The sequence below is a fragment of the uncultured Methanobrevibacter sp. genome, assembly GCF_902801725.1.
GTDB lineage: Archaea > Methanobacteriota > Methanobacteria > Methanobacteriales > Methanobacteriaceae > Methanocatella.
The window spans coordinates 50406-63466 of the sequence record NZ_CADCJB010000010.1; the positions used below are offsets into that span (position 1 = coordinate 50406).

Consider the following 13061-nt stretch of genomic DNA (forward strand, 5'->3'; position numbering starts at 1 on the left):
GCCCTATTTCGTAAGATTTCTTCAATTTCTGAGTAGGAATACAATGGGAAATTTATTTCCTGAGGAATAAAAACAGTATTTACATTTTTATCAAATGCATATTTGAATTCCAAATCAGATAAGATAGCAAAAATAGCGGTTTTAACACCAGGATATTCCTCATATGCTCTCAACATATCATAAAAAACTTTATTGGCATTTTTACTTTGAAACAAGTAATTGACATCGTCCAATGCAATTACCAATGATTTTTCATTTTTTTGAAGATCCTTCATGATTTGGTCATAAATTCTTGAAAACGGAACCCCTGTCTCTGGAGGGATATGTCCAAACATTTTCTTATAGATTTGTGAAAATATTCCAAAACGAGTTGTATGAAGCTGACAGTTGATATAAACACATACCACCCTTTCAGTAGTCTTTTCAACAAGTTCGAACACTTTTCTAATTGCTGTTGTTTTTCCTGTTGCTGGTGAGCCTAAAACAATTGCGTTTGATGGTTGGCCTCCCCTAATGGCCGGCCTTATTGACATTGCCATTGCCTCCATTTGAGTATCTCTAAAATTATAGTTTTGAGGCATATAATCCGGATCAAAAGCATTTATGTTTTGAAAAAGACTTTCATCATACATCAAAATATCTTCTATTGCCATGGTATCTAATTATATTTTAACTATTATAAATCAATTATTATTTGCACATGTTAATGACATCAACATTTTCATTTTCGATTATCCAGTCAGTCAATCTCTCAGCATACATCAACTTTTTCCTTTTGAAATCATCGGCATCAGCCAAATCGGTTGGAAGGTTAGGTCTTGAATATTTGGTTACAACATCTCCAAAATCCATTCCGGCCAATGTTATTTCACTGGCCCCCAATGCCACTGCCAAAAATATGGCTCTGTCCCCATCGGTAAATCCTCCAAAGTTGTAGACATTTCCGACAGGCTGTGCTTGAGTAGTCCCCAATACATTGTTGAAAAATGGAGTAAACTTAACTACCTGGTCCAAATTATCTCCGTGAGCGTGAACAACAATATTTGCACCCCTAATATTAGCTAAAAGAATATCGTCAAGATTTCCGTCCAAATCTGTTGCAACGATGTCAGGAGACAATCTCTCTTCAATCAATGCGGTTGTTGCACCGTCTGCGGAGATTAGAACATAATCCTTCAAATCATAATTTTCTTTTAATTGGATGATATGCTCTTTTAAAGACGGTCCTGCACCAAATACAATATATTTATCTGAAAAACCAACTATCTGAGCCAGATCATCCAAAGTAAGACATCCTTCTTCGGACAATATTTCATCAAGTACTTTTGCTGAATTTTCATCATCGCTTCTTGAAAATCCAAAATCATCAAGAATTTCTTTATAATATCTTTCCCAAAGTCCAAATTCCATGTTTAAACCTCTTCATAATAATATAGGCCTTGAGTGATTAAATAATTTATCATCAACATCTTGAGTTCAATTGTTAACTACATTGATTTGCCTGCCGATCAACTTTGAATATGCATTGGAAATTTGTCTTAACGTGAAACCTACCATGAATGCAGATATGAGAGTTCTAATATTGACTGCTCCAAAAAGATTAGAATAGAACAGCCCGCACAGTATCAAAGAAATAGCCACCATTGTCGCATCAAAAGCTATTTTTATTGTTGAAAATCTCCAATTCGTTACTATATCTATTGCTTCAACGCACCCTTCCCCAGGAAGGGGAGCTATATCTGCGGGCATGGTGTTGATATTATGAAAATGCAACTCCAAGAGACATTATGAACAAACCTACAACAAATGAGCAAATCCGTTTAATCATAATATTAAATATATTTTACATCATCTTTAAGTTAACTATATTTCACAGATGCAGAATTGAATTTGTACATATGCTACATTAATGCCGGTTATCAATGCAGATGATATTGTTTCAATATCCCAAGACATATTTAAACACTACTGATAAAATAATATGATTATATGAACATTATACTAAAATATGCTTGGCAAAATTCAAATTAATGAATAAAGTCATATATAAAAATGTTTAATAAGTATGAAAGTAAAAAATATATATAGCTTGAGATTAAGCTAATTTTCTAGAAAATTGGAGGAATTTAATGAACGATATTTTATTAATGCTTCCAGGACCAACAACAGTGCATCCAAGAGTACTCAATGCAATGTCACAAGCTGTTGTTAACCACAGAAGCGCCAAATATGGTGAAATTTTAACCGAAACTACTGAATTAATGAGTAAAGTTTTCCAAACTGAAAATAATTCTTATTTATTAACTGGATCAGGAACCGCAGCTATGGAAGCAGGTATTGCAAATACCGTAGCTCCTGGAGAAAAAATGTTAAATGTTGTAGGCGGAAAATTCGGAGAACGTTTCATGAAAATAGCCAATACTCATGGAATTGAAACCAAAGAATTAGCAGTCGAATGGGGAACTGCAGTAACCCCTGAAGCTATCGCTGAAGCATTGGATGAAGACGAAGACATAAAAGCTGTAAGTGTAATACACAATGAAACTTCTACCGGTGTAGCAGCACCTATTGAAGAAATCGGTAAAGTAATGAAAAATTACGACGCCCTATATATTGTTGACACTGTATCTTCCCTTGCAGGAGATAAGGTGAATGTGGACAAATTCGGCATCGACGTCTGTCTTACAGGATCACAAAAATGTATAGCAGCACCACCGGGAATGGCTGCAATTACCTTAAGCGATGATGCATGGGCTGCTGTTGACAAAGTAGAAACAAATACTTTTTACTTGGATATGAAAGCCGTTAGAAAAAGCGGAGACAAAGTCCCTCCTGAAACTCCATACACTCCATCAGTTTCACTTACCTATGCAATGAATGAAGCATTGAAAATGATTATGGAAGAAGGATTGGACAACAGAGTAGCACGCCACCACAAAGCTGCTAAAGCCAGTGTGGAAGCTGTTAAAGCTTTAGGTTTAGAATTATTCGCTGATGAAGCAGTATCATCTGCTACCGTTACAGCAGTTAAAATGCCTGAAGGAATTACTGATGCGGACTTTAGAGGAACAACCCGTGACAAATATGGCGTAGAATTAGCTGGCGGACAAGACCACTTAAAAGGAAACATTTTCAGAATCGGACATATGGGAAATATTTCCTACAAGGAATTAACCCAAACCTTTGCTGCTATTGGTATGACTTTAAAAGGTTTAGGTGTAATTGATGAAGCTGGCGCAGGTGTAGCTTCAATTGCAGAATCATATTTATGATTCTGTCATCTCTTTTTTTAAATCACAAATTATGTAAAAAATATATTACTTATAAGTTATATATGAAAAGTTACACTTGAAATAGACCACTCATGAAAATTGTTATAACTTATATCTGAAAACTTACACTTGAAATAGACCTCTTTTCTGAAAACTTATAACTTATATGTAAAAAGTTACACTTGAAATGCATGTCTGGACTGAAAACTTATAAGTTATATATGAAAAGTTACACTTGAAACAGACCTCTTGTGAAAAATTATTATAACTTATATCTGAAAACTTACACTTGAAACACACCTCTCAATTTCGAAAAATAATTATAATTTAAAAGTTACACATGAAACTTATGTCATTATAACAAAAAAAGTAATACTAAAAAGAATAGTAAAAACATTTTAAACATAAAAGACAAATATTATATAACTAACATAGGATGTGAAACTATGACAGACAATATTAAAAAAAGCGTTGAAGAATTGCGTAAACTTATTAACGTAGAAAATGTTATCGGCACTCCAATTGAAACAGAAGATAAAATTCTTATCCCAGTTATAAAAATAGGAGTAGGATTTGGAGCAGGTGAAAGTCTTCTTGGAAATGACGGAAACAACTTAATCGGTGCTGGTGCAGGAGTAGAACCAATATCCATGGTGTTAATTCCTAAAAAAGGAAATACTGCTGAAGGAGTTCGTGTTCTTGACTTAAGTAAAGGAACTGAAACCAATAAAGCATTATCTGACCTTGGTTTAATCGTATCTGATTTGATAAAAAATTATCTAGGATCCCAAAACTCCGACGATTATGATGAAGGGGAATACATCGAACCAGAATTCACAACATCCAATGAGGAAATAGAAGAATAGGAATCATACATGTTAAACATCCTAGGGATGATTATTTTAATAATCATCTTATTTATCATTATTTTACTGATTATTGGAATTAAGATATCACTTAATTACAATAAGAGAGGAAGTGAAATAACAGGATGTTTTAAAATACTTATTTTGAAAAAAATCACTGTTTACTCTCGAAAATTCCCTTCAGATGACGAAGATAAAAAAGAAGAGAAAGAAGAAGAAAAAGAGAGTAAGCAAAGAGATATTAAAAAGCTATTGAAACTAGCCAAACCTTGTTTTAAAGACTTTAAAATATTTTTAAAATCATCTTTTAAAGTTATTAAAGTTGAAAAAATTGAAAACCACCTAATTTTTGGGCTTGACAGTTTTGCAGACACAGGAAAATATATCGGAATAATCTGGGCAGTTTTAGCCATTGTTAATTCCATGCATGAAAAATTACGTTTAAGTGCTGAGCCATCATTCAATGGAAGCCAACTGGACGGCAAAGGGGTTAATGAATTTGAAATATATCCTCTAAAACTTTTAATTCCAACAGCCAGACTGATTTGCAAAAAGGATGTTAGAAAATTTATAAGAGGTGTTTGGGATGAGCGATAGTGAATTCTTTAAAATAAACCAAAACACCGAATACAAGTTTAAAAAAAATTATGGTTTTACATTTGTTTTTGAAGAAAAGATTTTAGAGATAGATGAAAAAATTTCGTCTGCAGAAATAAAACCCCTCGGAATAATTTATGAAGAAAATGGCGAATATTACCTATCACCCCTAGATAGAATTGATGATATTGAAGCAATTATGAAAGAATTTGTTGAAAGTTATTTGAAATGAAAAAATTGTTTTCAGTCGGTAAAATTGCTCTAAAAAACTACTGGGCAACTTATATATCATAAACACCAATATGAAACATGACCGGTGAAAAATGGTACCTGTTCATTGGCATGAACTAAAAAGTAGGTGATACAATCATCCACCAGAAATTCGACAAGCTTTCAAAATTATCATGCAGAATCTTTGCAAATTCACTATTGCGATTCATTGGCGAAAAACCGGGAATTCGAAACATTTACACTTATGAAATTTACACTCCAGACCATAAATTGAAAATATTGGACATGGTTGTTGAAACGGCAAACGGTTATTGTATTGACTTCGAATTTCACAAAACAAATACAACAGAAGAAATTATTTTGAGGAATATACAATATGCGGTAAATTTCAGACTAGAAAAAAAGGAATATATAAAATCTTATGTCATATCGCTAGCCGATGCAAAAAGATCTATTAAAAAAGCAAAAATAGGACCTGACTTGGAAATAGAAATTCCATTCATATTTTTCAAAGATTACAATGGGGATGAAATATTAAAAAACATTAAAAACAAAATTGAAAAACATATTAATATAGACGAATATGATCTATTCAATTTGATTTTGATTCCATTTATGAAACATGAAAAAAGCGATTATGAAATAACAAAAGAACTGATATATCTTGTAAACGAAATGGAACTCAAAGAGGAACAGCAATACCAAATCAAAGCATGCCAAATAATACTTGTAGACATCTTCATTCCAAAAAATGAAAAAAAGAAAATGATAAAAGTGGTAAATATGGGAAGCGAATTTTTAGAAAACTACGAAAAAGAACTAATACAAAATGCTGAAAAAAAAGGAAAAAAAGAAGGTAGAAAAGAAGGTAGAAAAGAAGGTAGAAAAGAAGGTAGAAAAGAAGGAAAAATTGAAGAAAAAGAAAGATTTGCAAAAAAATTAAAAGAAGACAACATACCCCTAGAAAAAATAATCCAATACACAGGACTAAGCCTAGGAGTAATCAAAAAACTATAAAAGCTATTTCGGAAGAGGAACATCTTCACTATCCACAACCACCTCAACAATAATTGGTCCTACAAGATTATTCTCAAGCAATAACCTTAAATCATCAAGATTATCTACCCTAACACCATCAATACCATAAGATGCAGCAAGTTTTACAAAATCAGGATTTTGTAAGTTGACCTGGTAGGGGTTCATACCATACAATGATTCTTCCCATTGGCGAATAATTCCAAATTCGGAATTATTTAAAATAAATACAATGACATCCAAATTATTTTCCTTTAACGTAGCCAATTCCTGAATATTCATTTGAAAATCGCCATCTCCATTAATTAGAATTATTTTCTCCCCGCTGGCAATGGATGCTCCAATTGCTGCTGGAAGACCATATCCCATCGGTGCAAGTCCTCCTGAAAACAATAGCTGACCAGGTTTGGTTGATTTTTTCAAAAGGGTAGTCCAAGTAGTGTGGCTTCCTGCATCTGAAACAATAATATTATCGCCAAATCTATTTAGAATTTCATAAATAGCTGCCTGCGGCTTCAAATCCTGGTCTATACCCCCAACAATTATCTCATTTCCGATTTCAAAAATTTCATCCAGCCAATTGACTTTGCTGAAATTTATATTTAATAGAAAGTCTTCAACTTTACCATGAATCGGATAATCACCAATTAAAATGTCTTTATTGATGTTTACATGAATTAAATTATCCGGAATTTCAGGCAGTGTCCTTTCGCTTGCTTTTATGCCCAGTGCAATTATGCAATCAGAATTCTCAAATGCATATTTTGCTCTTGGAGTTCCTCGAGTTCCAACCATCCCCAAGTTTAAATCATCACGTTCTGAAACAATGCCTTTGCCGTGAAAAGTTGTGGTAACAGGAATGCAGTATTTTTGAGCAATTCTTCTTATATTTTCAGTTTGGGACCTTGCTCCAGCACCTAAAATGAATAAGGGCTTATTGGATTTGTCAATTAATTCCTGAGCTTTGGAAATGTTTGACAAATCGTCTTCACATAAATAGCATAAATCAAAGTCTTCAAAATCTGTGCTTTGAAGGACATCTTTTGAGAGGTTAATATGAATAGGTCCTTTAGGATTATTTTTCAGTGCAAAAATTGATGCCCTTAAAACATACACAGCTTCAGTTCCATTCAACGGATTGTATGAATCTCTGGTGATATTTTTAAAAATTTCAACTTGAGGAGTTGTCTGGAAATAATCACTTCCCCTATATTTTAACTCATTATCACCAGTTAATACCAAAATGGGAATGTTGTCCTTGTATGCAGTTGCCAATGCCATAGTGAAGTTCAATGCTCCGGGAGAAGCTGTTGAAATGCAAACACCAATCTTACCTGTTGACCTGTAATATCCATCGGCAGCATGTGCAGCAGCCTGTTCATGTCTTGTCAGGACATGATGGATATCGGAACATGAAAGAGCCTTATAAAGAGGTATTATTTGCTCACCGGGAATTCCAAACACGTCGCAGATACCCTCTTCAGCTAAAATTTCAACAATTTTTTCACTAACGTTCATTCTTCAACCTCTTGATAAGAACCATCATACTCGCCAGAACCTTTAACCGGAAATACAACAGCTTGGGCGATTCTATCGCCTGATTTTATTTTATATTCAAACTCACCATGGTTATAAATCATGAACATCAGTGTCCCATAAAATCCAGGATCCCCAACAGCAGTCTGGACAGATACAAATGACCTTAAAAGGGTTGAACGTGGAAGATATAACATTGTATATCCCTTAGGAATTTTAATTTTCCGTTTAATGCTTGCAAGATATGCAGTATGTGGTTTTAGAGTATAAACGTCCCCCTCCATTTCCTTAAGTTTCGGCAAACTCTTTTCATTGTCAATAAGTGACCCTGCACTTTCTTGAGTATAAATTTTATCCAATTCCAAGTCTATTCCTGACGGTTGAACCAAATCTTTAAAATTTGGAAACAGTTTTACAAGTTCCTTTTCTCCGAGCATCATATCAAAACCTTTTAATAATCTATTTATATTATCTATGTTATAAATTTTAAATGGTGATAAAAAATGCCTGTAATAACAATAGCTGGAAATGACGGAATTAGTGTTGAGAAAAAAAGAGAAATGGTTAAAAATGTATCAAAAGTAGTTGCAGACGCTTATGATTTGCCAATCAAAGCGATAACTGTTTTAGTACAAGCCTATCCAAAAGAAAGCATAGGCGTAGCCGGAGAACTATTATCAGATAGAAAGTAAAAATAAAAAAGGGAGTTCTGTGAAAACAAAACTCCCTATTATACAGACTAAATGTGCTAAAATATATTTCAACACAATCTTATATTGTTATTGCAATATATTTAAAAATTTTGATTCAAACCTTCCTATAAATATCATCATCCAATCTTTGGATAAGATTCAAATCTATAAGTTCATTCAAGTACCTGCAAATTTTCTTATCGAAATTTTTACTTTTATATCCTGCAAGACTTTTTTTGAGTTGAGCGAATGTAAACTCTTCATCGGCATGATCGTGAATTATTTTTTGCCATGGGGTCAGATTAAAAATTATATCATCAAGAGGATTTTCAACTTCGTCGAAATTCCAAACATCATCACTAGTCTTGATTTGAAATTCATTTTCCAGTTCATCAATATGGTCTGTTAAAACATCAAGGTGAGGATGATTCGAAAGACCGTTTTTATGCTTGAAAATTTTATTTAAAAATTCGTGTTTTGAATTGTTTAAATTTTCTTCAGCTTCACTTTTGGTTTTGAAGCTTCCTAGGATGTATACCCTATCATCAAATACCTTGACAATTTTGTATGAATCGCTTTCATCACAGTATTCAATCTCCCCAAATTCATCAACATTCCAGTTGTGGTCAAGCAAAAAATTTCTTGAAAATGTTGCATCCTCCAGATTATCAAATACCCCAAATATATATTCATCACCGGCAATTTGCTTTTTAATAACATACTCGTCAAAAATTCTTGTAATGTTTAAGCCGTACTTTGAATTGTTAGGATTTCGAATTTGTCTTTTGGCAAGTTTTGAAATTATATCCTTGTTGGGTTTTTGTGTAAATTCCCCTAGGTAACACAGCTTATTTTCTATGACTTTCATCAGAATATAATGATTTTCATATTCAAAAATTTCATCATGAATATTTTCAAGACTCCAGTCATGACCCACTAAAAGATTGCGTGCAAAAACTGCAATATCCTTGGAGTCAAATTTTCCATATATGCGTGAATTCTTAACCACTGTGAAATTATTCTTATTTTTACGAATGTACTTTTCTGCCATCACATTAATTTTAACTTTGAAAATTAATATAAATTATGTTTCAACATCAAAACATTCAAAGATTAAACCAACAAAGAGAGGTACATTTCAAGTGTAAAAGCTTTAAAATTTGAATTTTTTAAAATAAATATTTATTTTATTCCCAAATATGAAAATCAACTTATTTTATCCTATATTACAATGAAAAATAGAATTTTTTTAAAATATTTGCACTGGCTTGAGAATTGCTGAAATATGGCAAAAATCTTGACTTACTGGGAAGTGAATTTGTTACTGAAAGGCATTTTAACATCTCCAAAATTAAATTATCTTATCCGATATAAACTTTCAACCCAATTGATAATATCCATTTACCCCCTAATAATTTTGATAATTATTAATATGATACATTAATCAATCAGAGGCTGTCAATAAGCGGGAACTGATTTTAAGTACTCTGGGCCAATTTCGCCAATTTGAACCAAAATCACCGAATTTTTCAAATTTTTTTGATAAATTTTTCAGAAGAAATTGATAAAATGTAATATATTTTTAACTTAAACTTGACATTTTGAGTTTAATGACAGTGTATGCCCGAAATTGACAATCCCCTTATAATCTAAAGATATAATTTAAAAATCCAAAATTTCATTGAAAAAACAGGATTCAAAGAAAAATAAAAGAGTTATTGTAAAAAAATTTCATTCTAGATAATAGCTAAAAATAGATTTTTGACAAAATAAGCCACAAAATATGACAATTCAAGACAAATATTAACAACATTACGGAAATTAAAAAAAATCTGATAACTGAATATTGCAAATTTAAAAATCAAATTTAATTCCGCCCAACCACATTCAAGAAAAATTTTAAAAAAAATCCACTCCAGTAATGAAATTGATGGATTCAACCAATTGCCCATCTGAAAAAATTCAATTGACACCTCCCACCATATGACACCTACAAGATTCACAAAAAAATCAGTCCTGTGAAATTACAATGAGTACATTGAAACTAAAATTTGAAAATCAAAACCAAATTATAATTTTGAATTTCACAGCCAAACAGCAGAAATCCACCCATTACTTGAAAAAATTTTCTCTACAATAACGCATCCCCACATGTTTTTATGAGTTTTCCCCACCAGCCAACCGAACTCAATATCCATATAAACATTATATGAAATATCAAAAATATGATTAATTAAATTGATTTAAATTTAATTTCTATTAAAATTATATAAGCCAAATGAAAATTAAACAATAAAAAATGCCTTAATATCAAATCTCCAGATAAGATTAAAATTTAGGCATACCTAAAAATTTATATATGATGATAAAAAAAGAATAAAGTAGAAAGTGTGAGGTTGCTCATTGTATTACACCAGATTATCAACAACCCCACACTAAACAAATTTCATGAGGTGAAAATATGATCATTGGAATCGAAAATCTAAAAGCTAAAAAAGATCAAGAAAAAGAAAATTCTGAATAAAAAATATTTATAAAAATAAAAAAAAAGAAAATAGAGAATTAATTTCCTATTTTTTAACTTTAACTACTTTTCTGGCAACATCCTTAAGATAGGATGCCTGATAAACAACATTTCTACCGACTTTAAGTTTATTTAACACTGCTTTTGGAATGGTAACTTTTGCAATTCCTTTTTTATTGGTTTTTGCAACGTATTTTTTACCCCTGAATTTGAAAACAATTGTTTTGCCCCCAATGGCTTTTTTCAAACTCGCTTTAAGAACAAGATTGGATGATTTTTTAACCTTAAATGTTTTTAAAACAATAAGATGGGCGATTATTACTTTTTTAGATGCTTTTACAGATTTATAAATTGCAGTTACAGTATATTTTTTAGGAGCATATTTAACAGGCATCTTGACTTTAGCAATGCCCCGTGAATTGGTTTTGACATTTTTAATTGTTTTGGAATTGACTTTGAAAGTTACAAATGCGTTTTTAATGACCTTGCCGTCACGACCAATAACTTTAACACCATAGTAATCAATGCCATAAATCACTTTGCTTTTTAAAGCCCTAATTTTTATTGGGGCGTAATCAACACAAACACCAACAAAATATGATTCTTCATATCCATCTTCACCAGCATATTTTAAATAAAAATTCCAATCCCCTACTTGAAGTCCTGACAAATCAAGCATTGCAACACCGTTTTTTATGTTTGCTGCATATGTTTTAGAACCTATTTTTGCAGAAATTTTTCCTCTGCAGTTCTTTGGAACTTTAAAGTAAAGCAAATTTTTATCCCCAACATGGACGCTGCTTTCATAGTTAATTGTAGGACAAACCGTTAAAGATCCATTGACCTCATCTACAGAATAATCTATGCCCGTGTATCTGACTTTAATATGGTATTCTCTAGGATTTAGGTTATTCAGCTTAATTAGAGCTTTTCCATTAACCAGTTTAGCTGAATTATATAATTTGTCATCCAAGTATACTTCCAAACTTCCCTTTGCATTGGCCGGAAGAATGATGTCTGCACTATAGCTGTCACCAAAATAAACGGTATCCGGAACCCTTATCACATATCCAATTGTAAAGTTATCGCATATGGATATCGGGAAGTATTTGTCATCACCAAGATAAGAAACATTGATAGTATAATTTCCAGCACCTAATTTTGAGATGTCTATCAGCAGGTCCTGGCCTGATTTTTTAGTGTGAATTGGCTGACCGTCAATCATTACCCTAAACAGCTTTTCTTCCAAATCTTCAGGAATATAAACTGAAATATAATTCTCCTCACCGTATCGATAAATGTAATTTGGATAAAATTCAATGGAGTATGTTGTATTTGCATTGATTATTTTTGTTCTTGTGAAGTTTTTGGCATCTACAACTACCTTAATTTCATGATTTCCACAGGTTATATCATTAAATAAAGAATATAATAATTCTCCTGATTTATCCAAAGCCTTTTTAGTGATCAGTTTTGAGTCAATGTAAAGACTTACATACCCACTGGATGCTGTTTCAACACTAATGCAATCGTCATGATCCAGATAAATGGTTTTAGGAATATTAATTACTGCATTGGTTACAGTGAATGTCAATATTTTCAAATGGGAAATGAAGTAATCATCACCAGAGTAATTCATCATTATCTCATGATTTCCCAAACTCAGCGAAGATATCAACGATTGATTGAAAAAAACAAAGGGGCCATCAACATCGGTTCTATTGATTATTTTCCCGTCAAGATAAATTTCAACACATCCTCTTGCTGACCTTGGAAAGAGTATTGCAGGCATGAATTCACGGAATTTTCCGAATTGCAAAACCTCTTCGGGAACTAAAAATCGTGGAGTGTGATTCCTAGGATAAAGCATTACTTTCAAATCATGTGTGACATTCAACTCAATATCATTATAAAAAGCAGTTATATTGTAGGTTGTAGAGTCAAATGGAGGCCATACGTTAGGAACAATAGCAGGAAATTTTTGAGGGGGAAGTTCAATTGGAATGCTAATCTTAGTAGTGTTAACTGTTCCATTATATAATGTATAATCATTTATTTTTACTTCGAGATTTCCTGAAACATTTTCCGGCAGGTCAACTGCAATGTTTGAAAGATTCTCCCTGTATACTTTCTCCTCAAAAGTTATATTAATTTCATCTGCAATTTCCACATCATCGGTTTGTTGGTTGTTTTCTGGAAGTGCCTGTGAAGTCATGTTGTCTGCTGCATTAACACAGGACATGGAAATGACTAAAATAATCATTAAAAAAATAATCTTGCCAAACTTCATCAGATTATATTATGGATT

At 32.2% G+C, this 13061-nt stretch carries 13 protein-coding genes; 6 read left to right on the forward strand and 7 right to left on the reverse strand.

Translation table 11 applies throughout. The features are described from left to right. From QZV68_RS03110 to QZV68_RS03120, 3 genes are all read right to left on the reverse strand, one after another. A partial coding sequence (locus QZV68_RS03110; RefSeq protein WP_296878534.1) for an ORC1-type DNA replication protein occupies positions 1–653 on the reverse strand: 653 nt, incomplete at its 3' end. Between the two features lie 37 nt (positions 654–690). Next, complete coding sequence (locus QZV68_RS03115; protein WP_296878492.1) at positions 691–1410, reverse strand: 6-hydroxymethylpterin diphosphokinase MptE-like protein; 720 nt, start codon at positions 1408–1410, stop codon at positions 691–693. Positions 1411–1476: 66 nt separating this feature from the next. After that, on the reverse strand, positions 1477–1749 hold the full coding sequence (locus tag QZV68_RS03120) for a hypothetical protein (protein WP_296878494.1): 273 nt from the start codon (positions 1747–1749) through the stop codon (positions 1477–1479). Between the two features lie 380 nt (positions 1750–2129). Between QZV68_RS03120 and QZV68_RS03125 the strand changes: the two genes are divergently transcribed. The 5 genes from QZV68_RS03125 (at position 2130) to QZV68_RS03145 (ending at position 5983) form a co-directional block, all read left to right on the forward strand. After that, the gene (locus tag QZV68_RS03125) at positions 2130–3272 is read left to right on the forward strand and encodes an alanine--glyoxylate aminotransferase family protein (protein ID WP_296878496.1); all 1143 of its coding nucleotides are present in this window, start codon (positions 2130–2132) and stop codon (positions 3270–3272) included. Positions 3273–3718: 446 nt separating this feature from the next. Next, the gene (locus QZV68_RS03130; RefSeq protein WP_296878498.1) at positions 3719–4138 is read left to right on the forward strand and encodes a GerW family sporulation protein; all 420 of its coding nucleotides are present in this window, start codon (positions 3719–3721) and stop codon (positions 4136–4138) included. A gap of 144 nt (positions 4139–4282) precedes the next feature. Then, positions 4283–4735: a DUF2953 domain-containing protein gene (locus tag QZV68_RS03135; RefSeq protein ID WP_296878500.1), complete on the forward strand. Its 453-nt coding sequence runs from the start codon at positions 4283–4285 to the stop codon at positions 4733–4735. Beyond that, positions 4725–4967: a hypothetical protein gene (locus tag QZV68_RS03140; RefSeq protein WP_296878502.1), complete on the forward strand. Its 243-nt coding sequence runs from the start codon at positions 4725–4727 to the stop codon at positions 4965–4967. Before QZV68_RS03135 ends, QZV68_RS03140 begins: the two co-directional genes overlap by 11 nt. Positions 4968–5251: 284 nt before the next feature. Continuing rightward, the gene (locus QZV68_RS03145) at positions 5252–5983 is read left to right on the forward strand and encodes a hypothetical protein (protein ID WP_296878504.1); all 732 of its coding nucleotides are present in this window, start codon (positions 5252–5254) and stop codon (positions 5981–5983) included. Between the two features lie 3 nt (positions 5984–5986). Here the strand turns inward: QZV68_RS03145 and QZV68_RS03150 are convergent, their stop codons facing one another. Together QZV68_RS03150 and QZV68_RS03155 are read right to left on the reverse strand one after the other, a co-directional pair. Then, positions 5987–7519 carry a thiamine pyrophosphate-binding protein gene (locus QZV68_RS03150; protein ID WP_296878506.1) on the reverse strand — a complete coding sequence of 511 codons (1533 nt, stop codon included), beginning with the start codon at positions 7517–7519 and terminating at the stop codon, positions 5987–5989. Further along, positions 7516–7974, reverse strand: coding sequence for a deoxyuridine 5'-triphosphate nucleotidohydrolase (locus QZV68_RS03155; protein WP_296878535.1), 459 nt, complete (start codon positions 7972–7974; stop codon positions 7516–7518). The genes QZV68_RS03150 and QZV68_RS03155 overlap by 4 nt, the downstream gene beginning before the upstream one ends. 66 nt (positions 7975–8040) lie before the next feature. Between QZV68_RS03155 and dmpI the strand changes: the two genes are divergently transcribed. Beyond that, positions 8041–8229 (forward strand): 4-oxalocrotonate tautomerase DmpI, encoded by a 189-nt coding sequence (gene dmpI, locus QZV68_RS03160; protein ID WP_296878508.1) that lies wholly within the window; start codon positions 8041–8043, stop codon positions 8227–8229. Between the two features lie 115 nt (positions 8230–8344). Here the strand turns inward: dmpI and QZV68_RS03165 are convergent, their stop codons facing one another. Further along, on the reverse strand, positions 8345–9280 hold the full coding sequence (locus QZV68_RS03165) for a hypothetical protein (RefSeq protein ID WP_296878510.1): 936 nt from the start codon (positions 9278–9280) through the stop codon (positions 8345–8347). 1519 nt (positions 9281–10799) lie between these two features. Beyond that, positions 10800–12995, reverse strand: coding sequence for a hypothetical protein (locus QZV68_RS03170; RefSeq protein WP_296878512.1), 2196 nt, complete (start codon positions 12993–12995; stop codon positions 10800–10802). Between the last annotated feature and the right edge of the window lie 66 nt (positions 12996–13061).

Bases quoted from the DNA above. Each gene is read 5' to 3' on its own strand.
- QZV68_RS03115 (WP_296878492.1), bottom strand. From the start codon at position 1,410: ATGGAATTTGGACTTTGGGAAAGATATTATAAAGAAATTCTTGATGAT.
- QZV68_RS03120 (WP_296878494.1), bottom strand. From the start codon at position 1,749: ATGCCCGCAGATATAGCTCCCCTTCCTGGGGAAGGGTGCGTTGAAGCA.
- QZV68_RS03125 (WP_296878496.1), top strand. From the start codon at position 2,130: ATGAACGATATTTTATTAATGCTTCCAGGACCAACAACAGTGCATCCA.
- QZV68_RS03130 (WP_296878498.1), top strand. From the start codon at position 3,719: ATGACAGACAATATTAAAAAAAGCGTTGAAGAATTGCGTAAACTTATT.
- QZV68_RS03140 (WP_296878502.1), top strand. From the start codon at position 4,725: ATGAGCGATAGTGAATTCTTTAAAATAAACCAAAACACCGAATACAAG.
- QZV68_RS03145 (WP_296878504.1), top strand. From the start codon at position 5,252: ATGGTTGTTGAAACGGCAAACGGTTATTGTATTGACTTCGAATTTCAC.
- QZV68_RS03150 (WP_296878506.1), bottom strand. From the start codon at position 7,519: ATGAACGTTAGTGAAAAAATTGTTGAAATTTTAGCTGAAGAGGGTATC.
- QZV68_RS03155 (WP_296878535.1), bottom strand. From the start codon at position 7,974: ATGCTCGGAGAAAAGGAACTTGTAAAACTGTTTCCAAATTTTAAAGAT.
- dmpI (WP_296878508.1), top strand. From the start codon at position 8,041: ATGCCTGTAATAACAATAGCTGGAAATGACGGAATTAGTGTTGAGAAA.
- QZV68_RS03165 (WP_296878510.1), bottom strand. From the start codon at position 9,280: ATGGCAGAAAAGTACATTCGTAAAAATAAGAATAATTTCACAGTGGTT.
- QZV68_RS03170 (WP_296878512.1), bottom strand. From the start codon at position 12,995: ATGTCCTGTGTTAATGCAGCAGACAACATGACTTCACAGGCACTTCCA.